The organism is Neoroseomonas soli, from assembly GCF_018129065.1.
Taxonomy (GTDB): domain Bacteria; phylum Pseudomonadota; class Alphaproteobacteria; order Acetobacterales; family Acetobacteraceae; genus Neoroseomonas; species Neoroseomonas soli.
In genome coordinates this window covers 44,233-62,633 of the sequence record NZ_JAAEDM010000013.1, presented here as the reverse complement: position 1 = coordinate 62,633, position 18,401 = coordinate 44,233, and the positions used below count along the sequence as shown (strand labels likewise).

The 18,401-nt window shown below is 69.9% G+C and carries 19 protein-coding genes and 1 pseudogene; 18 read left to right on the top strand and 2 right to left on the bottom strand.

All coding sequences use genetic code 11. The features are described 5' to 3' along the window. Positions 1 to 23: 23 nt before the first annotated feature. From GXW76_RS07495 to GXW76_RS07465, 7 genes are read left to right on the top strand one after another with little or no spacing between them, the layout of a single operon-like run. Positions 24 to 1,133 carry an extracellular solute-binding protein gene (locus GXW76_RS07495; RefSeq protein ID WP_211861379.1) on the top strand — a complete coding sequence of 370 codons (1,110 nt, stop codon included), beginning with the start codon at positions 24 to 26 and terminating at the stop codon, positions 1,131 to 1,133. Between the two features lie 9 nt (positions 1,134 to 1,142). Continuing rightward, positions 1,143 to 2,081, top strand: a complete 939-nt coding sequence (locus GXW76_RS07490; protein ID WP_211861378.1) for a 2-hydroxyacid dehydrogenase — start codon at positions 1,143 to 1,145, stop codon at positions 2,079 to 2,081. Further along, entirely contained in the window at positions 2,081 to 2,851 is a 771-nt protein-coding gene (locus tag GXW76_RS07485; protein ID WP_211861377.1) for a class II aldolase/adducin family protein, read from the top strand. Before GXW76_RS07490 ends, GXW76_RS07485 begins: the two co-directional genes overlap by 1 nt. Further along, on the top strand, positions 2,848 to 3,951 hold the full coding sequence (locus GXW76_RS07480; protein ID WP_211861376.1) for an ABC transporter ATP-binding protein: 1,104 nt from the start codon (positions 2,848 to 2,850) through the stop codon (positions 3,949 to 3,951). Before GXW76_RS07485 ends, GXW76_RS07480 begins: the two co-directional genes overlap by 4 nt. Further along, positions 3,948 to 4,793 (top strand): ABC transporter permease, encoded by an 846-nt coding sequence (locus GXW76_RS07475; RefSeq protein WP_211861375.1) that lies wholly within the window; start codon positions 3,948 to 3,950, stop codon positions 4,791 to 4,793. Before GXW76_RS07480 ends, GXW76_RS07475 begins: the two co-directional genes overlap by 4 nt. 4 nt (positions 4,794 to 4,797) lie before the next feature. Continuing rightward, entirely contained in the window at positions 4,798 to 5,589 is a 792-nt protein-coding gene (locus tag GXW76_RS07470) for an ABC transporter permease (protein WP_211861374.1), read from the top strand. Between the two features lie 5 nt (positions 5,590 to 5,594). Further along, positions 5,595 to 6,605, top strand: coding sequence for a dimethylarginine dimethylaminohydrolase family protein (locus GXW76_RS07465; protein WP_211861373.1), 1,011 nt, complete (start codon positions 5,595 to 5,597; stop codon positions 6,603 to 6,605). A gap of 114 nt (positions 6,606 to 6,719) precedes the next feature. On the opposite strand, the gene cnbZ is transcribed toward GXW76_RS07465, so the two are convergent. Beyond that, positions 6,720 to 7,472 carry a 2-amino-5-chloromuconate deaminase CnbZ gene (gene cnbZ / locus GXW76_RS07460; RefSeq protein WP_338150908.1) on the bottom strand — a complete coding sequence of 251 codons (753 nt, stop codon included), beginning with the start codon at positions 7,470 to 7,472 and terminating at the stop codon, positions 6,720 to 6,722. Continuing rightward, positions 7,469 to 9,067, bottom strand: a complete 1,599-nt coding sequence (locus GXW76_RS07455) for an ABC transporter substrate-binding protein (protein ID WP_211861372.1) — start codon at positions 9,065 to 9,067, stop codon at positions 7,469 to 7,471. Before GXW76_RS07455 ends, cnbZ begins: the two co-directional genes overlap by 4 nt. Before the next feature lie 105 nt (positions 9,068 to 9,172). Here GXW76_RS07455 and GXW76_RS07450 point away from each other — a divergent pair, with 105 nt between their 5' ends. From GXW76_RS07450 to GXW76_RS07400, 11 genes and pseudogenes are all read left to right on the top strand, one after another. Next, positions 9,173 to 9,829: a DUF1028 domain-containing protein gene (locus GXW76_RS07450; protein ID WP_211861371.1), complete on the top strand. Its 657-nt coding sequence runs from the start codon at positions 9,173 to 9,175 to the stop codon at positions 9,827 to 9,829. A gap of 9 nt (positions 9,830 to 9,838) precedes the next feature. Continuing rightward, positions 9,839 to 10,990, top strand: a complete 1,152-nt coding sequence (locus GXW76_RS07445; RefSeq protein WP_211861370.1) for an aminotransferase class V-fold PLP-dependent enzyme — start codon at positions 9,839 to 9,841, stop codon at positions 10,988 to 10,990. Continuing rightward, a complete protein-coding gene (locus tag GXW76_RS07440) occupies positions 10,981 to 12,114 on the top strand; it encodes a zinc-dependent alcohol dehydrogenase family protein (RefSeq protein ID WP_211861369.1) in 1,134 nt (377 codons plus the stop codon). The genes GXW76_RS07445 and GXW76_RS07440 overlap by 10 nt, the downstream gene beginning before the upstream one ends. Before the next feature lie 94 nt (positions 12,115 to 12,208). Then, positions 12,209 to 13,042, top strand: coding sequence for an urease accessory protein UreD (locus GXW76_RS07435; protein WP_211861368.1), 834 nt, complete (start codon positions 12,209 to 12,211; stop codon positions 13,040 to 13,042). 78 nt (positions 13,043 to 13,120) lie between these two features. Further along, positions 13,121 to 13,420 (top strand): annotated as a pseudogene (locus GXW76_RS25665) (urease subunit gamma); the annotation flags it as partial. Between the two features lie 176 nt (positions 13,421 to 13,596). Continuing rightward, entirely contained in the window at positions 13,597 to 13,902 is a 306-nt protein-coding gene (locus GXW76_RS07425; RefSeq protein WP_211861366.1) for an urease subunit beta, read from the top strand. A 2-nt stretch (positions 13,903 to 13,904) separates the two neighbouring features. Continuing rightward, on the top strand, positions 13,905 to 15,620 hold the full coding sequence (gene ureC, locus GXW76_RS07420) for an urease subunit alpha (protein WP_211861365.1): 1,716 nt from the start codon (positions 13,905 to 13,907) through the stop codon (positions 15,618 to 15,620). Between the two features lie 8 nt (positions 15,621 to 15,628). Then, on the top strand, positions 15,629 to 16,159 hold the full coding sequence (locus tag GXW76_RS07415; RefSeq protein WP_211861364.1) for an urease accessory protein UreE: 531 nt from the start codon (positions 15,629 to 15,631) through the stop codon (positions 16,157 to 16,159). Next, positions 16,068 to 16,829, top strand: coding sequence for an urease accessory protein UreF (locus GXW76_RS07410; protein ID WP_211861363.1), 762 nt, complete (start codon positions 16,068 to 16,070; stop codon positions 16,827 to 16,829). The genes GXW76_RS07415 and GXW76_RS07410 overlap by 92 nt, the downstream gene beginning before the upstream one ends. After that, the gene (gene ureG, locus GXW76_RS07405; protein ID WP_211861362.1) at positions 16,826 to 17,440 is read left to right on the top strand and encodes an urease accessory protein UreG; all 615 of its coding nucleotides are present in this window, start codon (positions 16,826 to 16,828) and stop codon (positions 17,438 to 17,440) included. The genes GXW76_RS07410 and ureG overlap by 4 nt, the downstream gene beginning before the upstream one ends. Then, the gene (locus GXW76_RS07400) at positions 17,437 to 18,366 is read left to right on the top strand and encodes a 3-hydroxyacyl-CoA dehydrogenase NAD-binding domain-containing protein (protein ID WP_211861361.1); all 930 of its coding nucleotides are present in this window, start codon (positions 17,437 to 17,439) and stop codon (positions 18,364 to 18,366) included. Before ureG ends, GXW76_RS07400 begins: the two co-directional genes overlap by 4 nt. Positions 18,367 to 18,401: the final 35 nt, after the last annotated feature.

Genomic DNA, 18,401 nt, shown 5'->3' with positions numbered 1-18,401 from the left:
GGGCCAGGTGAGGAGAGACGGCGATGCAGAGCTTCCAGCAGGATTGCGTGGCCCTGGCCTTGCGCCGCTATCGGCGCGGGGAGGTCAGCCGGAGGACGCTTCTGGCCGGCCTTGCCGCACTCGGCGTCGCACCCTTCGCGACCGATGAAGCCCGTGCCCAGGCGGCGCGGCAACTCGTGATGGTCAACTGGGGCGGCATCGCCAACCAGGGCTTCGGGCGCTTCTACGGCGAGCCCTTCATGGCGGCGAACACCGGCTGGACGGTGGTCCAGGACAGCACCGGACCGTCCGCGGGGCGCATCCGGTCGATGGTCGAGAGCGGCCGCGTCACCTGGGACATGTGCGATTCCTCGGCTTCGTCCTCGAACCTGCTCGGGCGGCAGAACCTGGTGACGAAGATCGACTATTCGATCGTCAACCGGGAGAACGTGATCGGCCCGGGCTTCGCGCTGGAATACGGCGCCGCGCCCTATTCCTTCAGCAGCGTGCTCGCCTACGACAGCGCGAAGTTCCCGCAGGGCGGGCCGACCTCCTGGGCGGATTTCTGGGACCTGCGGAAGTTCCCGGGCACGCGCCTGCTGCGGCGGGATGCGATCGGCGCCCTGGATGCGGCGCAGATGGCGCTCGGCAAGGATCCGGCCAATCTCTACCCGCTCGATCTGCGGGCCTGCCTGCGCAAGGTGGCGGAACTGCGCCGCAACGCCGTCTACTGGAACAGCGGCAGCGAGAGCGAGCAGTTCATGCGCACAGGCGAGGCGGTGATGGGCCAGATCTGGCACACGCGCGCCACCGTGCTGGAAGCCGAGACCAATGGCCGCATCAAGTTCATCTGGCCGCAGGCGCTGCTGCAGGCGGGCATCTTCGTCATCCCGCGCGGCAACCCGGGCGGCGAGATGGCGCAGCGGCTGATGGCCTCGATGCTGGCCAATGTCGAACCGCAGGTCGGCCTGCTGCAACTGCTTGGCAACGGCCCGACCAACCCGCGCGCGGCGGCGCTGGTGCCGCAGGAACTCCGCCGCAAGAACCCGACGGATCCGGAGAACGCACGTGTGCAGGTTGTTTTGGACGGCAACTGGTGGGGGGAGAACTACCAGCAGGCCAATGCCGACTTCATCGACACCATCACGGGCTGACCGCGGGCCGTGATCCTGGTTGTAAAGTCGGGAGGCGAGGCAGCCCTCCCGGAATGGCAGGACTGCTTCGCGAAGGCCGCGCCGGGCCTCGAATTGCGCTGGTGGGACGATCCGTCGCTCGACCCGGCGCGGGTGGGGTACGCGCTGGTGTGGGACCCCGAGCCCGGGCGGCTCGCTCGCATGACCGGGCTGCGGGCGATCTTCGGGTCCGGCGCCGGCGTGGACCTGATCACCGCCGACCCGTTGCTGCCGCGGCACCTGCCGCTGGTGCGCTGCGTGCCGCCCGAGGCGACGCAACGCATGGGCGAGTTCGTCTGCTGGGCGGTGCTGTCGCTGGCCAAGGATGCGCGCCGGATGGCGATGGCACAGGCGCGCCGCGAGTGGGACTATTTCGAGGCGCCCTTCGCCGCCTCGGCCCGCACGGTCGGCGTGATGGGCCTCGGCGCCATGGGGATGCGCTCGGTCGAGATGCTGCGCGGCCTCAGTATTCCCGTGGTCGGGTGGTCACGTACACCGAAGGCGTTGCCCGGCGTCGAGACCTTCGCCGGCGCGGACGGGCTGCCGGCCTTCCTCGCGCGCAGCGAGGTGCTGGTCTGCCTGCTGCCGGCGACGCCGGAGACGAAGGGCATCGTCGCCGCGCCGCTGCTCTCCCGCCTGCCGCGCGGGGCGGGGCTGGTGCAGGTCGGCCGCGGCGTGCAGCAGGTGCTGCCCGACATCATCGCGGCGCTGGACGAGGGACGATTGTCCGCCGCGGTGATCGACGTGTTCGAACCCGAACCGCTCTCGCCCGACAGCCCCGCCTGGACGCATCCGCGCCTGACCGTGACGCCGCATGTCGCAAGCCTGCCCAGCCGCATGGAGCGTGCGCGCTACGTCGCCGGCTGCATCGCCCGCCTCGAGCGCGGCGAGGCGCTTCCCAACCTCTACGATCACGCACGAGGGTACTGATGTCGCTGCCGCCCCCGCCGGCGAAGCCGGACCCGAACCAGGTGCCGACCGAACAGGCGGTGCGCGAGGATCTCGCCGCCGCCTATCGGCTGATCGCGATCTTCGGCATGACCGACCTGGTCTTCACCCATCTCTCGGCGCGCCTGCCGGGGGAGGGGCATCGTTTCCTGGTGAACCCCTACGGGTTGCTGTTCGAGGAGATCACGGCCTCAAGCCTGGTCGTCGTCGATGCGGATGGCGAGCCGATGCAGGACACCTCCTGGCCGGTGAACCCTGCGGGCTTCGTCATCCATTCCGCGGTGCACCGCGCGCGGGCCGACGCGATGTGCGTGATGCACACGCATACGCTGGCCGGCATGGCGGTGGCGGCGCAATCGGGCGGGCTGCTGCCTCTGAACCAGATGAGCATGGAGTTCGACGGCCGCGTCGCACTGCACGACTACGAGGGCATCGCGGCCGACGACAACCTCTCGGAGCGGGACCGGCTGGTCCGCGACCTCGGCGACATGCCGTGCATGATCCTGCGGCACCACGGGCTGCTGACGGTGGGGCACACCGTCGCCGAGGCCTTCTACTGGATGTATTACCTGGAACAGGCTTGCCGCATCCAACTGGCGGCGCAGTCATCGGGCGCGCCGCTGGCGGTGCCACCGGCCCCGGTGGTGGGCCGCGCGCGCGACCAGTTCGGCACGGGGCCGACCAAGGGCTGGCTGCCCTGGCAGGCGCTGAAGCGGAAGCTCGATCGAGAGCAGCCGGATTACCGCGCGTGAACGAGGCCAAGGGCCATGCCCTCTCGCTGCGCGGGCTGAGCAAGAAATATGGCGAGTTCGTCGCGGTGAGCGACGTCTCGCTGGAGGTCGGGCGGGGGGAGTTCCTGACGCTCCTTGGCCCCAGCGGGTCGGGCAAGACGACGATCCTGATGGCGGTGGCAGGCTTCGTGGCGCCTTCGGCCGGCGCGATCCTGCTGGACGGGCGCGACATCACGCCGCTGCCGCCGGAAAAGCGCGACTTCGGCATGGTCTTCCAGGGCTATGCGCTGTTCCCGCACATGACAGTGGCGGAGAACGTCACCTTTCCGCTGCGGGTGCGTGGGATGTCGCGTGCCGAGCGCGATGCGAAGGTGCGCGGCGCGCTGGACCTGGTGCAGCTCGGCGCCTTCGCGGACAGGTTGCCGAAGCAACTCTCCGGCGGGCAGCAGCAGCGCGTGGCGCTGGCCCGCGCCCTGGTCTTCGACCCCGCGCTGCTGCTGCTGGACGAGCCGCTCTCGGCACTCGACAAGAAGCTGCGCGCCGAGTTGCAGGAGGAACTGAAGGCGCTGCACCAGCGGGTCGGCCGCACCTTCGTGAACGTCACGCATGACCAGGAGGAGGCGCTGTCGCTCTCCGACCGCATCGCCATCCTGAACCACGGACGGCTCGTGCAGGCGGGAGCGCCGGGGGAACTCTACGAAAGGCCGCGCACCCGCTTCGTGGCGGACTTCCTGGGCAAGTCGAACTTCCTGGACGGCATGGTGCACGGCGCGACGGCGTCCGGCTTCGCGCTGGAAGCGGGCGCGGTTCGTGTCGCGGTGCGGTTGCCGGATGGCGCCGCGGCACCGCCGGAGGGTGCGCGCACCCTGCTCTCGCTGCGCCCGGAGAAGGTGGCGCTGCTTGCGGAGGACGAGGGGGCGGAGAACATCGCCGAAGGCCGCATCCTGTCCTTCGCGTATCTTGGCGCGGGCTTCTCGCTGCGCGTCGCGACGGAACATCTCGGCGAGATCCGCGCCGTGCTGCCCGCCTGGAAGGCACCCATCGCGCCGGCCGAGGGGCTTCCCGTGCGCCTGGGCTGGGCGGCGGACGCCGCCGTGCCGGTGCTGGAGGATGCGGCATGAGCGCCGCGGGGCGGCCCGGTGTCGGCTGGTGGCTGCTGATCCTGCCGGCCTTCCTGCTGCTGGTCGCCTTCTACATCGCGCCCATCGTGCAGGTGCTGGCCATCAGCGTGACCGAGCCGGAACCCGGCTTCGGCAACTACGAGCGCATCCTGACATCGTCCGCCGTGCAGCGCGTGATCTTCACCACGCTGCGCATCTGCATCATCACCACGGCGCTGGCGCTGCTCCTGGGCTATGCCATCGCCTATGCCATCACGCTCGCCAGGCCCGTCGCGCGCGGCTGGTGGATCCTCGCGGTGCTGGTGCCGCTGTGGATCTCCGTGCTGGTGCGCGCCTTCGCCTGGGTCACGCTGCTGCGCCGGCAGGGGCTGGTGAACAACGCGCTGATCGGCGCCGGCCTGATCGAGGAACCGCTGCCGCTGGTCTGGAACGAGTTCGGCATCGTCGTCGGCATGGTGCATTACATGGTGCCCTTCGCCGTGCTGCCGATGCTGGCGAGCATGCGGGAGATCGACCCGCGGCTGCTCGCCGCCGCGCGCGGCCTCGGCGCCTCGCGCGGGGAGGTCTTCCGCCGCGTCTTCCTGCCGCTGTCGATGCCGGGCGTTATCGCCTCGGGCGTGCTGGTCTTCATCTTCTCGCTCGGCTTCTACATCACGCCGGCCATCCTGGGCGGCGGCAAGACGCTGATGGTGGCGGAGTGGATCAGCCTGCAGATCCTGGATCTGATCCGCTGGGGGCTCGGCACGATGATGGCGACGATGCTCGTCGTGGCGATCCTGGTCACGCTCGCGATCTTCTCGCGCGTCGTGGACCTGCGGCGCATCTTCGGGGCGGGGGCCTGACCGCATGGACGGCGCCTACCGGACGGGCCCCTTCGGCCGGAGCCTCGCCTGGGTCACCGCGCTCTACCTGGTGCTGCCGATCCTGATCGTGGTGCCGGTGGCGCTGACCGACCAGCGTTTCCTGTCGCTGCCGCAGGAGGGGATCTCCTTCCGGCATTTCGGCACGGTGCTCGGTTCCGCGGAGTGGCTGGGTTCGATCTGGCAGTCCTTCACCATTGCGGTTGCCGCGACGGTGCTTTCGGTGACGGCGGGGACGCTCTGCGCCATCGGCTGCTGGCGCATCTCCCGCCGCGCGACCGAGCTGGTGCGCGTGCTGATGCTGCTGCCGCTGATCATCCCGTCGATCGTCTATGCGATCGGGCTCTATCGCTACTTCGGCCCGCTCGGACTGTTGGACCGTTTCCTCGGCGTGGCGATCGCACATGGCGTCACCGGCATTCCCTATGTGGTGATCACCGTCTCGACGGCGCTTGCGGCCTTCGACCCGCGGCTCGAGCAGGCGGCGCGCGGCATGGGGGCCTCGCTCTCACAGACGCTGCGCTGGGTGATCCTGCCGCGCATCGCGCCGGGCATCTTCTCCGGTGCGATCTTCGCCTTCATCCATTCCTGGGACGAGCTGGTGATGGTGCTGTTCATCGCCTCCCGCCAGGTCTTCACCCTGCCGCGGCGCATCTGGGACGGGATCAACGAGAACCTCGATCCCGCCATGGCCGCCGTCGCGGTGCTGCTGATCCTGTTCACGCTGCTGCTGTTGATGGCCGACCGCGCATTGCGGCGGCGTTCCGAGGGAGGCTGACGCCCATGGCCCAGGCAATGAGCGAGTTCGACCATCGCTACAACATGCTGATCGAGCGCTTCGCCAGCGAGGCGGAGCCGCCTTTCAACAGCGCCTCCGAACAGGAATTCGGCTGGGGCCGCCGCTGGGGCTGCAATTCCGACATAGGACGCCTGCGCGTGGTGCTGATGCACCGCCCCGGCGAGGAGATGAAGGTCCTCGACGGCCTGCCGCTGATCACGGAACTTGGCGCCTTTGGCGACCCGAAGACCGGAGCCTATTGGCGCGGGGAATTCATCCCGCCGCTCGCCGAACAGCAGGCGCAGCATGACGCGCTGGCCGCCGCGCTGCGCGAGGAGGGCGTCGAGGTGGTGATGCTGACGCGCGTTGCCGCCGGCCGCCACAAATCGATCTACACGCGCGATTCCTGCATCGCGATCGACGGCGGCGCGGTCGTCACCCGCATGGGCCCACGCATCCGGCGTGGCGAGGAACGCCCGGTGACGGAAACGCTCGCCACCATCGGCATGCCCATCCTGCGCACCATCGCCGGCAACGGGCTGATGGAAGGCGGTTCCTTCGCCTATGTCCGGCCGGATGTGGCCGTGATCGGCGTTTCCTCCCGCGTCAACGAGGAAGGCGCGCGGCAGATGGAGGAAGTGCTGGCGCTCCAGGGCACGCGCCTCGTCCGCGTGCAGATCCCCGGCTACCGCCTGCACATCGATGGCGCCTTCGTGATGCTGGATCACGATGTCGCGCTGGTGAACCCGGTGATCCTGCCCTTCGTCTTCATGGAGGAACTGAAGCGCCTCGGCATCCGCATGATCCCGCTGAATCACGAGGACCCGTCCTGGGCGATCAACTGCCTCGCCGTCGCGCCCGGCCGCGTGCTGATGAGCGACCAGGTCGGCCCCCGCACGCAGGAAGCGCTGGACAAGGCCGGCATCAGCGTGCGGCTGGTGGCGTACGACAAGGTTTATCTCGGCGGCGGGGGGATCCACTGCTCCACCTCGCCGCTGGTGCGGGACCCGATCTAATGTCCTGATTCCGAAATCCTGCGGACTTCGTTCTCAGGCCATTGGCCCTTGTTTTCAGTGGCCTGCTTGTCCGCTTCGTTCGCTGGAAATCCAGCGAACTTCGCGGGCAGGACACTAGCGGGGAAGCATGCGCTCCATCGCAATGCCGCGGCAGTCCATCTCGTAGTCCAGGCCCTCGACCGGCGGGCGGCAATCCTGCCAGGTGAGGCCGTGCCGCGCCGCGCCTCGGGCGACGATCTCCGCGGTCAGCGTCGGCGGCAGCGAATGCACGGTGTAAGCCTGCACGCCGGTCGTGCCCGCCCAGCCATGGCCGAGCAGGCCCATCCGCCGTTCCATCTCCCCGAGCACCCAGAGGCCCTTCTTCAGCATCCCCCCGGGCGAGGTATCCCCGTAGGCGACGGTATTGTCGCGATAGGTCCCCTTGCCCTCGACCGACTCCCCGCTGCCCGCGACGGCGAAGGACGGCTCGGCACCATCCTCCGGCACCGTGTAGCAGAAGGCGTGGAAGCAGGGCTCGGCGGGCGGCGCGTGGCGCGGGCAGACATTGCTGCGCGCAACCGGGTTGCGCCCGTCCCGCAGCACGCCCCATTCGGCGAGCACGCCGGCATAGGCCTTGTTGAAGGTCGCGAATCCGTCCTCGGTGAAGGGTGCCGGGGAGCGCAACTCGCAGGCGGCGAAGGCGATGCGGGGGCGGCCGATGGCATCCAGGAACGCCGCGATGCGCCGCCAGCCTTCGGCCAGCGGCACGGGATCGGCGAAACGCGCGCGTTCGAGCCGGAAGCCGGGCAGGGCGGCGACGCCGCCCGAATACTGCATCACCGCAGGGATGAAGCGGTATCCGGCCTCCGGGATCGCGATGGTGGTCACCGCTTGCTCACGCCCCAGAAGACCGGGATCGTGGTCGGGCGGAGGCCTTCGACATTGGCGCGATAGGCCGCGAGCACGCGGAACTGCCCACCGTTGATGTAGGGCAGCACCTCATAGGCGCGGGCGTGCACGCGCTCAAGGATCTCGCGCCGCTTCGCGGGGTCCGATTCCTCCCACCAGGAGGCGCGCAGGCGCTCGAGTTCCGCATCGCAGGGCCAACCCGCCGGCGCGGTCTCGCAGGGCGCGCCGAGGTAGAGGTTTACCAGCGGGTTCTGTGCATCGAGCACGTTCGCGATCGTGACGAAGAGGTTCCAGCCGCCCTGTTCCACCGGCTCGCGCCGGTTCCGCCGCTGGGTCAGCGTCGCCCAGTCCATCGCGACGACATCCATGTTGAGCCCGGCGCGCCGCATGTTCTCCGCCATGGTCAGCGTCACGGCGTTGTTGATGGGCGTATCCGTCGCGTTCAGGAACACCACGCGCTGGCCGTTGTAGCCGGCCTCCCGCAGCAGGGCGCGGGCGCGCTCGACGTTGATCTCCCGCAGCCCTTCCGCGCCGGCCGCGCTCTCGAGCGGCGTGCCGCAGAGGAAGTAAGCCGGGCAATAGGGCACCTGCTCCGACGGCGCGATGCCGATCGCCTGCAGGTTCTCGTGCTGGTTCACCAGGTACAGCAGCGCCCGCCGCGCGCGCGGGTCGTTGAAGGGCGGGACGGCATGGTTCGGCCGCAGCCAGACCACCGAGCCCACCGGGTTCAGCGCGAAGGTGCGGATGTTGCGGTTGCGCGCGAGCGTCGGCAGCACGTCCGGCGAGGGCTGCTCGATGAAGTCGATCTCGCCCGATTGCAGCGCTGCCGCCGCCGTGGCGGGGTCGGAGATGCCGAGCCATTCGACGCGCTCGACCTGCACCACCTTGCCGCCGGCGAGCCCGTCCGCGGGCTCCGGCCGCGGGCGATACGCGGGATTGCGGACATAGACGGCGCGCTCACCGGGCAGGAATTCCTGCGCGCGGAAGATGAAGGGACCGGAACCCGTGGCATCGGTGAAGGCGACATTGGCCGGCGTGTTCGCGATCCGCTCGGGCATCACGAAAAGCGCGCTCGCCGTCGAACGCGCCAGCGCCTCGGTCACCAGGCCGAAGGGGCGGGAGAGGCGCAGGGTGAAGGTGCGGTCGTCCACCACCTCCAGCGCGGCCGTCGCGGCCAGCAGCGCGCGGCCGGCGATGTCCCGCTGGCCCCAGCGGCGGATCGAGGCGACCGCATCGGCCGCGCGCACCGGCTGGCCGTCATGGAAGGCGAGGCCTTCGCGCAGCGTGAAGCGGTAGGTCATGCCGTCGGCCGAGACTTCGTGCCGTTCGACCATCTGCGGCCGCGCCTCGCCCCGGCTGTCGAGGCCAAAGAGCTGATCGTAGACGAAGAAGCCGTGGTTCCGGACGAATGCCGCGGTGGAGATGACGGGATCGACGCTCGCCAGCGGGTTGACGAGCACGACCCGCAAGGTGCCCGAGGGTGCAGGCGCCTGTTGCGCGGGGGCGGGGCTGGCAATTCCCGATACGGCAAGCGCGACAGCCGCCGCGAAGGTGGTGAAACTGCGCCGAATCATGGCTGCCTCCGGAACGTCTGATGGAGCCATCATGGCAGGGCTTGGGGGCTTGTCCATCGAGCGTTGCGGGGCCTTGAATGCGGCTCCATCGCCGAAGGGGCCGGCATGACCTTCTCGCTTCTCGGGCGCTGCGCACGGACAGGGCAGTTCGGTGCGGCGGTGACGACGTCGTCGATCGCGGTCGGCACGCGGGTGCCGTTCCTCGCGGCGGGGCTAGGGGGCGTGCTGACGCAGCACCGCACCGATCCGCGGCTGGGGCCGCGCGGGCTCGACCTGCTGCGGTCCGGATGCACGGCGGATCAGGCGGTCGCGGCGCTCGTGGCCTCGACCCCGGATCACCGCTGGCGCCAGATCGCGGTGATGGACCGCGAGGGGCGCACCGCGCATTTCCACGGCGAGCGCGTGAAGCCCGCCTTCGGCGTCAGCCATGGGCAGGACGTGGTCGCGATCGGCAATATCCTCGCCAATGACCGCGTGCCGGCGGCGATGGCCGAGGCGTTCCTCGCCGCTGCCGGCCAGCCGCTCGCGGAACGCCTGGTCCGCGCGCTTGAGGCCGGCGAAGCGGCGGGCGGAGAGCATGGCGAGGTCACGTCGGCCAGCCTGCTCGTCGTGCATCGGGAGTGCTTTCCTTATGTCGATCTGCGCGTGGACAAGGCGGTGGGACCGATCCCGGCGCTGCGCGCGCTGTGGGAGGAATACGCGCCGCTTGCCGATGGCTTCGTCGCGCGCGCCGTCGCGCCCGAAGACGCACCGATCATCTGAGGCCCTCACGTGACCCTGGCACCGCTCTTCGATCCCGCCGATTTCCGCATCCCGCCCGGCATCGCGCATGTCTGCGCGGCGGGGGAGACGCCCTTCCTGCGCCGGCATGACGCCGCCTTTTCTGCCTATGCGGATGACAAGTCGGCCGGTTCCCCGGGGCGCACGCGGCAGGAAGCGCGGTTGGCCGCCGCGCGCGCCGGCGCGGCGCGGCTGTTCGGCGTCGAAGCGGGCGACATCGGCTTCGTCTCCAGCGTCGCCGAGGGTGTCTCCATGGTGGTGGAAAGCCTCGACTGGCGTCCCGGCGACAACGTCGTGGTGGACCCGGACGAGTATCCTTCCGTCGTCGCCCCGATCACCTTGCAGAGCCGACCGGAGGTGACGCTGCGCTTCGCGCGCATGGCCGAACCGGCCGCCGTTGCCGCGGCAGTGGACGAGCGCACGCGCATGATCGCGGTCAGCGCAGTGTCCTTCCTGACTGCCGCGCGGCACGATCTCACGGCGCTGCGGGCGACTGCCGATCGCGCCGGCGCGCTGCTGGTGGTGGACTTCACCCAGGCCGCCGGATGGATGCCGATCCGGGCCGATGTCGCCGATTTCGCCTTCTCCTCCTGCTACAAATGGGTGCTGGGCTGCACCGGCGTCGCCATCGGATACTGGAACCGCGAGCGCCAGGCGGGCTGGGCGCCGAGCACGGCGGGCTGGCATTCCATCGCGTCGATGGCGCGGCCGGACTGGTCTCAGCGCCCGGCGCTGCTGCCCGACGCGGCGCGCTTCACGCGGGGGAATCCTGCGCATCTCGGGCTCTACATCCTGGATGGGGCGCTCGATTACCTCGCGGGTCACGGCATCGAGGCGATCCAGCGCCACGTGCAGACGCTGACGGTCGCGATGCTGGAGCGGCTGCGCGAGGCCGACATCCCATCCACCACGCCGCCTGACCCACGACACCACGGCGCGAGCGTCTGCGTGCAGAGCCCGCACGCCTCGGCCATCGTCGCCGGAATGGAGCGGCGCGGTGTCTTCGCCTGGAACGGCCGGGGGCGTGTCCGCGTCTCCTTCCACGGCTACAACGGCGCCGAGGACATGAACCGCGCGACGGATGCGCTCATCGCCGAATGGCGTGCTGCATCCACCCAGGAGGAAACGACGACATGCGCATGAAGGCCGCCATCCTCTTCGAGCAGGGGCTTCCCCGACCCTATGCGAAGTCCCGCCCGATGGTGGTGGAGGAAGTGGAGATCGACCCGCCCGGCCCCGGCGAGATCATGATCGAGGTCGCGGCTGCCGGGCTTTGTCACTCCGATCTCTCGACCATCGAGAACCAGCGGCCGCGCCCGCTGCCGATCGTCATCGGGCATGAGGGCGCGGGCATCGTGCGGGAGGTCGGGCCCGGGATCACGGACCTGAAGCCGGACGACCACGTCATCACGGTGTTCGCGTCGTCCTGCGGCAATTGCCGCTACTGCGTGCGCGGGCGGCCGAACATCTGTCCCTCGGGGAATTCCGCGCGGGCGGCCGGCACGCTGGTGACGGGAACGAAGAAGTTGCGGCGGCTCGACGGCACGCCGATCAACCACAACAGCGGGCTTTCGCTCTACGCGCAGTATGCGGTGGTCGCGCGGCGCTCGGCAGTGAAGATCGGGCAGGACATTCCGCTCGACGACGCGGCGATCTTCGGCTGCGCGGTGATGACCGGGGCGGGCGCGGTCCTGAATACGGCGCGGCTGGAAGCGGGTGAGGCCATCGCCGTGGTTGGTCTTGGCGGCGTCGGGATGAATGCGCTGTTCGCCGCCGTCGCGGCCGGCGCCGAACGCATCATCGCGATCGACACCAATCCGAAGAAGCTCGAGCTCGCGAAGCAGTGGGGTGCGACCGACGTCTTCCTCGCCGGCAACGAGGATTGCGCCGCGCAGGTGCGCGAGGCGACCGACGGCGGGCTCGACACCGTGATCGAGACGGCCGGGTCGGTGCCGGCGATGCAACTCGCCATCGCCATCACGGCGCGCGGGGGCAGCACGATCAGCGCGGGCCTGCCCAACATCAACGCGCAGGTTTCCTACCTGCACGCGAACATGGTCAGCGAGGAACGCAGCATCCGCGGGTCCTACATGGGGTCCTGCGTGCCGGAACGCGACCTGCCGCGGCTGCTTGGGCTCTATCGGCGCGGCAAGCTGCCGGTGGACAAGCTGAAGACCAGCCACATCACCTTCGACCAGATCAACGAGGGCTTCGACCTGCTCTCGGACGGCGCGGTGCTGCGACAGATGCTGCGGCCGAACGCCTGACGCGTGGAATGCCTGCGGCGCGGGCGATGCGTGCCCGCGTCGTGGGCAAGGCGGGCGCGCTTGCAACATCGCGGGCGCGTGGCAGGGTGAGGCGATGCCGCGCCGCGCCGACGCCCCGCCGACCCACCAGCGTTCGCGCGGCGGTGCGGCCTTGCGCTTCGCGCTCGCGCGCGGCGAGACGCGGCTTGCGGACCTGCACCAGGCCTCGCCGATGCGCATCCTGTTTCCCACGCCGGAACCCGGGGAGCCGCCGCTCGCGGCGCTGGTGAACACGGCGGGCGGCCTCGCCGGCGGGGATGAGGTGGCCGTGTCGATCGAGGCGGGACCCGGCACCCACGCCGTCATCAGCACGCCGGCGGCGGAGAAGGTCTATCGCAGCCTCGGCGCCGAGACGCGCATCGAGGCGCGGCTCCAGGTCGGCGCGGGCGCGATGCTCGAATGGTTGCCGCAGGAGACGATCCTCTTCGACGGCGCGCGCCTGGCGCGACGGCTGGAGGTCGATCTCGCGCCTGGCGCGACGTTGCTACTGGCCGAGATGCTCGTCTTCGGCCGCCACGCGCGGGGGGAGGTCCTGCGGGAGGGCAGTCTGCTCGACACCTGGCGCGTCCGCCGGGGCGGGGCGCTGCTCTGGGCGGATGGGCTGGCCTTGGGTGAGGGGATGCGGGAGCGCCTCGACGACCCCTTCGGCTTCGCCGGCGCCGAGGCCTGCGCGACGCTGCTGGCGGCCAGCGAGACGCCGCTCCAGGCCGCCCGCGACGCGGCGCGGGGAGCCGGCGCCGCCGCGACCCTGCCGAGGCCCGGGCTATTGCTGCTGCGCTGGCTGGGTGCGGCGGCTGCCGTGCGGGAGGGCCTCGGCGCGACGATCCGGTTGCTGCGCGGGCAGGTGCTCGGCTCCGCGCCCGTCCTGCCGCGCCTGTGGACGTGCTGAGGCGCGGATGGCCATGATGGCGCGCGGCTTGCTGCGCGGCGCGGGGAATGTGCCGGAACGGCGGAGGAGCGGTGGCGGATGAACCTGACGCCTCGTGAGAAGGACAAGCTGCTGGTGGCGATGGCGGCCATCGTGGCGCGCCGCCGGCTGGATCGCGGATTGCGGCTGAACTACCCCGAGGCGGTGGCGCTGATCACCGACTTCGTGGTGGAAGGCGCGCGCGACGGCCGCAGCGTCGCAGACCTGATGCGTGACGGGGCGAAGGTGCTGACGCGCGACCAGGTGATGGACGGCATCGCCGAGATGATCCACGAGATCCAGGTCGAGGCGACCTTCCCCGATGGCACCAAGCTGGTGACGGTGCACCAGCCGATCCGCGATGCGGACGCCGCCGACAGGCTGACGAAGGCGCAGGCCAGGTCGCAGACCAAGAAGCCCGCGAAGCCCACGGCCAAACCGAAGGCCAAGCGCATTTCGACGAAGCCCGGCGCAAAGCCGAAGGCCAGGGCCGCGGCGAAGCGCAAGCCCGCCGGCAAGCCGAAGGGAGCGCGCCGATGATTCCGGGTGAGATCCTGATCGCCGCCGGCGAGATCGAACTCAATGCCGGCCGCGACGCCATCGAGATCGAGGTGGCGAACAGCGGCGACCGCCCGGTGCAGGTCGGCAGCCACTACCACTTCGCCGAGACCAACCCGCAGCTTCGCTTCGATCGTAGCGCCGCACGCGGCAAGCGGTTGGACATCGCGGCGGGAACCGCCGTGCGCTTCGAACCTGGCCAGACCCGCAAGGTCCGGCTGATCTCCTTCGCCGGTGCGCGCATCGTGCACGGCTTCCGCGGCGAGACGGAAGGAGCGCTCTGAGCATGGCGACCAGGATCTCCCGCGCCGCCTATACCGGCATGTATGGGCCCACGGTCGGCGACCGCGTGCGCCTTGCGGACACCGACATCGTCATCGAAGTCGAGAAGGACTTCACCACCTATGGCGAGGAGGTGAAGTTCGGCGGCGGCAAGGTCATCCGCGATGGCATGGGACAGTCGCAGGCGACGCGCGCGCAGGGCGCGATGGACACCGTCATCACCAATGCGCTGATCCTCGATGCGGTGACGGGCATCGTGAAAGCCGATGTCGGGCTGAAGGACGGGCGCATCGCCGCCATCGGCAAGGCGGGCAATCCGGATACGCAGCCCGGCGTGACGATCGTCATCGGCCCGGGGACCGAGATCATCGCCGGCGAGGGCCGCATCCTGACCGCCGGCGGCATCGACCCGCACATCCACTTCATCTGCCCACAGCAGATCGAGGAGGCGCTCGCTGCCGGCGTGACATCGATGTTCGGCGGCGGCACCGGGCCGGCGCATGGCACCTTGGCCACCACCTGCACGCCGGGACCGTGGCACATGGCGCGGATGCTGCAGGCGGCCGAAGCTTTCCCGATGAATCTTGGCTTTCTCGGCAAGGGGAACGCCGCGCTGCCGGCGGCGCTGGAGGAACAAGTCCGCGCCGGCGCCTGCGGGCTGAAGCTGCACGAGGATTGGGGCACCACACCCAAGGCGATCGACACCTGCCTGTCCGTCGCCGATGCGATGGACATCCAGGTCGCGATCCACTCCGACACGCTGAATGAATCCGGCTTCGTCGAGGAGACGATCAAGGCCATCCGCGGCCGCACCATCCAGGCCTTCCACACGGAAGGCGCGGGCGGCGGCCATGCGCCGGATATCCTGCGGCTGGTGGGGGAGGCGGGCGTGCTGCCGTCCTCGACCAACCCGACCATGCCCTACACGGTGAACACGGTGGACGAGCATCTCGACATGCTCATGGTGTGCCATCACCTCGACCCGCGCATCGCCGAGGACGTCGCCTTCGCCGAATCCCGCATCCGCAAGGAGACGATCGCGGCGGAGGACATCCTGCATGACATCGGCGCGATCAGCATGATGTCCTCGGACAGCCAGGCCATGGGCCGCGTCGGTGAGGTCATCATCCGCACCTGGCAGACCGCACATAAGATGAAGGTCCAGCGCGGCCGTCTGCCGGAGGAGCGCGGCGACAACGACAACCGCCGCGCGCTGCGCTACATCGCCAAGTACACGATCAACCCCGCGATCTCACAGGGCGTCGCGGAGCATGTCGGCAGCATCGAGGTCGGCAAGCTCGCGGATCTCGTGCTCTGGAGCCCGGCCTTCTTCGGCGTGAAGCCAGAGATGGTGCTGAAGGGCGGCGCCATCGCCATGTCGCTGATGGGCGACCCGAATGCCTCCATCCCGACGCCGCAGCCGGTGCATTACCGCCCTATGTTCGGCGCGTTCGGGGGCGCGCGGCTGGCCACCTCGCTGACCTTCGTGTCCCAGGCGGCGATGGAGGGGGACATCGCCGGGAGCCTCGGTCTGACTCGCCCGCTGGCCGCGGTGCGAAACTGTCGCGGCGGGATCGGCAAGCGCTCCATGCTGCACAACGACGCGCTGCCGCGCATCGAGGTGGATGCCGAAACCTACGAGGTGCACGCGGATGGTGTGCTGCTCGTTTGCGAACCCGCGAAGGTGCTGCCCTTGGCGCAACGATATTTCCTGTTCTGAGGCTCCGGATGGACGACGAAAGCATTCCCCGCGCGACCGAGGTGAAGCGCGCGGGCACTTGGCCGGACGCCGAGGCGCGCGACACCGTGCTGGTGGATTTCGACGACCGCTATCGGCGCCGGCGGCTCTACACGGGGGAGGCGGGGCTTGCCTTCCTGCTCGACCTGCCGGAAGCGACGGTGCTGCGCGACGGCGATGGGCTCGCGCTCCCCGGCGGCGGCTTCGTGCGCGTGAAGGCGGCGCCGGAACCGCTGGTCGAGATCACCGCGTCGTCGCGCGAGCATCTCGCGCGCCTCGCCTGGCATCTCGGGAACCGGCACCTGCCAACGCAGATTGAGGGTGACCGCCTGCTGATCCGCGACGATCATGTCATCGTCGCCATGCTGGAGGGCCTTGGTGCGTCGCTGCGCAAGGTGGACGCACCCTTCGATCCCGAGGGCGGCGCCTATGGCGAGCACAACCACAGCCCGACGCAACACCACCACCACGATCACGGCGATCACCACCATCACCACGACCACTGCGACCACGAGCACTGAGGCGCTCTACCGGCTGCTCACCTGGCTTTCGCCGGCCTACCCGGTCGGGGCCTACACCTACAGCCATGGGCTCGAGGCAGCGGTGGAGGCAGGCGCGGTGGCGAACCGGAAGGACCTCATTCGCTATGTGACGACGGCCTTGCGTGACGGCACCGGGCGCGTGGACGGCGCGCTGCTCGCCGCGGCGCATCGCGCCATGGTCGTGGGCGATGACGCGGCGCTGGATACCGTGGCGGAACTCGGCGCCGCATGGCGTGGGACGGCAGAGACAGCGCTGGAGGCGGAGGGGCAGGGCACTGCGTTCCTCTCCGTCACCCTGGCGGCGTGGCACGACGAACGTCTTGCCGGCTTCGCCGCGCGGCATCCTCGGCGGATCGTGCATGCGGTCGCCTTCGGGGCCGCCGCTGCGGCGCAAGGCCTGCCGCTGCGCGATGCGGCCTTTGGCTATCTCTCTGCCTTCGCGGCGAACCTGGTGTCGGTGGGCGTGCGGCTTGTGCCGCTCGGCCAGACCGACGGGCAGGTCGCGACCGCCGCGCTGCTGCCGGTCGTCACTGCCGCGGCGGAGGCGGCGCTGGTTGCCGACCTCGACCGCCTCGGCACGGCCAGCCCGGCGCTCGACCTCTTTTCCATCCGCCACGAGACGCAGTACACGAGGCTCTTCAGATCATGAGAAACGGCCCTTTCCGCGTCGGCATCGGCGGCCCTGTGGGTTCCGGCAAGACGGCGCTGACCGAACGGCTCTGCAAGCACCTGCGCGACCGCCACGACATCGCGGTCATCACCAACGACATCTACACCAAGGAAGATGCCGAGTTCCTCACCCGCGCCGGCGCGCTGGAGCCCGAGCGCATCGCCGGCGTCGAGACCGGGGGCTGCCCGCATACCGCGATCCGCGAGGATGCCTCGATCAACCTCGCCGCCGTGCACGACATGGTGGAGAAGTTCCCCTCGCTGGAAGTGCTGTTCATCGAGAGCGGCGGCGACAACCTGGCCGCGACCTTCAGCCCGGAACTGGCGGACCTGACGATCTACGTCATCGACGTTTCGGCCGGCGACAAGATCCCGCGCAAGGGCGGGCCGGGCATCACGCGATCCGACCTGCTGGTGATCAACAAGATCGACCTCGCGCCGCTGGTCGGCGCGGACCTTTCCGTGATGGACCGCGACGCGCGCAGGATGCGCGGCGCGCGGCCGTTCTTCTTCACCAATCTCAAGGACAACAAGGGCGTGGCAGAGATCGCCGACTTCATCCTGCGCGCCGGGGGGATAGCGAGACCATGACCGATACGCCACGCCGCCATGCCGTGATCCTGGGCATGGGGCTGATGGGGTGTGACATCGCCGCGATCTTCCTCGCTGGCGGATGGCGCGTGACGGCGGTGGAGACCGCGCAAGCGCGCTGGCCGGAGGCGACGGCGCGGGTGCGGTCCTCGATCGGGCAACTCGACGGGAACCCGGACAGCGCGGCACACCTGACGCTTGTCGCGAGCATGGAGGAACCCGACTACGCCTCCGCGGAGATCGTGGTGGAAGCAGTGCCGGAACGCCTCGCGCTGAAGCAGGAGGTGTTCGGGCGGCTCGACACCCTGGTGCCGCCAGGCATCCCGGTCGTATCCAATGCATCGGGCTATCGCATCACCGACATCGCCGGGCACATCGCCACGCGGGCGCGCTGCGCCAACCTGCACTTCTTCCTGCCCGCGCATCTCGTGCCCGGCGTCGAAGTGGTGCGCGGCGAGCACACCGATCCCGCGATCTGCGATGCCGTCGCCGCGATCATGGCGGGCCTCGGCCGCAAGGTGATCCGGGTGGCGAAGGACGTGCCGGGGTTCCTCGCCAACCGCATCCAGCATGCGCTGATGCGGGAAGCCTTCGCGGTGATCGACCAAGGCCTCGCGACGGCCGAGGACGTGGACAACGCCGTCCGCTACTGCTTCGGCTTCCGCTACGTCGCCGCGGGTCCGATCACGCAGAAGGAACTCGCGGGGCTGGAGACGCAGCTCGAAGCCGGGCGGACCATCTATCCCTCGCTCTGCAACAGTCCGGACCCCAGCCCGACCCTGGCCCGGCTGGTCGCCGAGAACCGCCTCGGCCCCAAGACCGGCCGCGGCTTCCGCGACTGGCCGGCGGACGTCACCGCGAAGGAGCGGGCGCGCTACGAGAAGGCGCTGCTCGCCGCCGTCCGCATCCTGCGCGAGGAAGACTGACGCCGCGCTTGACGGCCGGGCCTGCCGCCATCAAC

Coding starts and splice junctions, on each gene's coding strand:
- GXW76_RS07495 (WP_211861379.1), top strand. CDS start 24: ATGCAGAGCTTCCAGCAGGATTGCGTGGCCCTGGCCTTGCGCCGCTAT.
- GXW76_RS07485 (WP_211861377.1), top strand. CDS start 2,081: ATGTCGCTGCCGCCCCCGCCGGCGAAGCCGGACCCGAACCAGGTGCCG.
- GXW76_RS07475 (WP_211861375.1), top strand. CDS start 3,948: ATGAGCGCCGCGGGGCGGCCCGGTGTCGGCTGGTGGCTGCTGATCCTG.
- GXW76_RS07470 (WP_211861374.1), top strand. CDS start 4,798: ATGGACGGCGCCTACCGGACGGGCCCCTTCGGCCGGAGCCTCGCCTGG.
- GXW76_RS07465 (WP_211861373.1), top strand. CDS start 5,595: ATGGCCCAGGCAATGAGCGAGTTCGACCATCGCTACAACATGCTGATC.
- GXW76_RS07455 (WP_211861372.1), bottom strand. CDS start 9,067: ATGATTCGGCGCAGTTTCACCACCTTCGCGGCGGCTGTCGCGCTTGCC.
- GXW76_RS07450 (WP_211861371.1), top strand. CDS start 9,173: ATGACCTTCTCGCTTCTCGGGCGCTGCGCACGGACAGGGCAGTTCGGT.
- GXW76_RS07440 (WP_211861369.1), top strand. CDS start 10,981: ATGCGCATGAAGGCCGCCATCCTCTTCGAGCAGGGGCTTCCCCGACCC.
- GXW76_RS07435 (WP_211861368.1), top strand. CDS start 12,209: ATGCCGCGCCGCGCCGACGCCCCGCCGACCCACCAGCGTTCGCGCGGC.
- GXW76_RS07425 (WP_211861366.1), top strand. CDS start 13,597: ATGATTCCGGGTGAGATCCTGATCGCCGCCGGCGAGATCGAACTCAAT.
- ureC (WP_211861365.1), top strand. CDS start 13,905: ATGGCGACCAGGATCTCCCGCGCCGCCTATACCGGCATGTATGGGCCC.
- GXW76_RS07415 (WP_211861364.1), top strand. CDS start 15,629: ATGGACGACGAAAGCATTCCCCGCGCGACCGAGGTGAAGCGCGCGGGC.
- GXW76_RS07410 (WP_211861363.1), top strand. CDS start 16,068: ATGGCGAGCACAACCACAGCCCGACGCAACACCACCACCACGATCACG.
- ureG (WP_211861362.1), top strand. CDS start 16,826: ATGAGAAACGGCCCTTTCCGCGTCGGCATCGGCGGCCCTGTGGGTTCC.
- GXW76_RS07400 (WP_211861361.1), top strand. CDS start 17,437: ATGACCGATACGCCACGCCGCCATGCCGTGATCCTGGGCATGGGGCTG.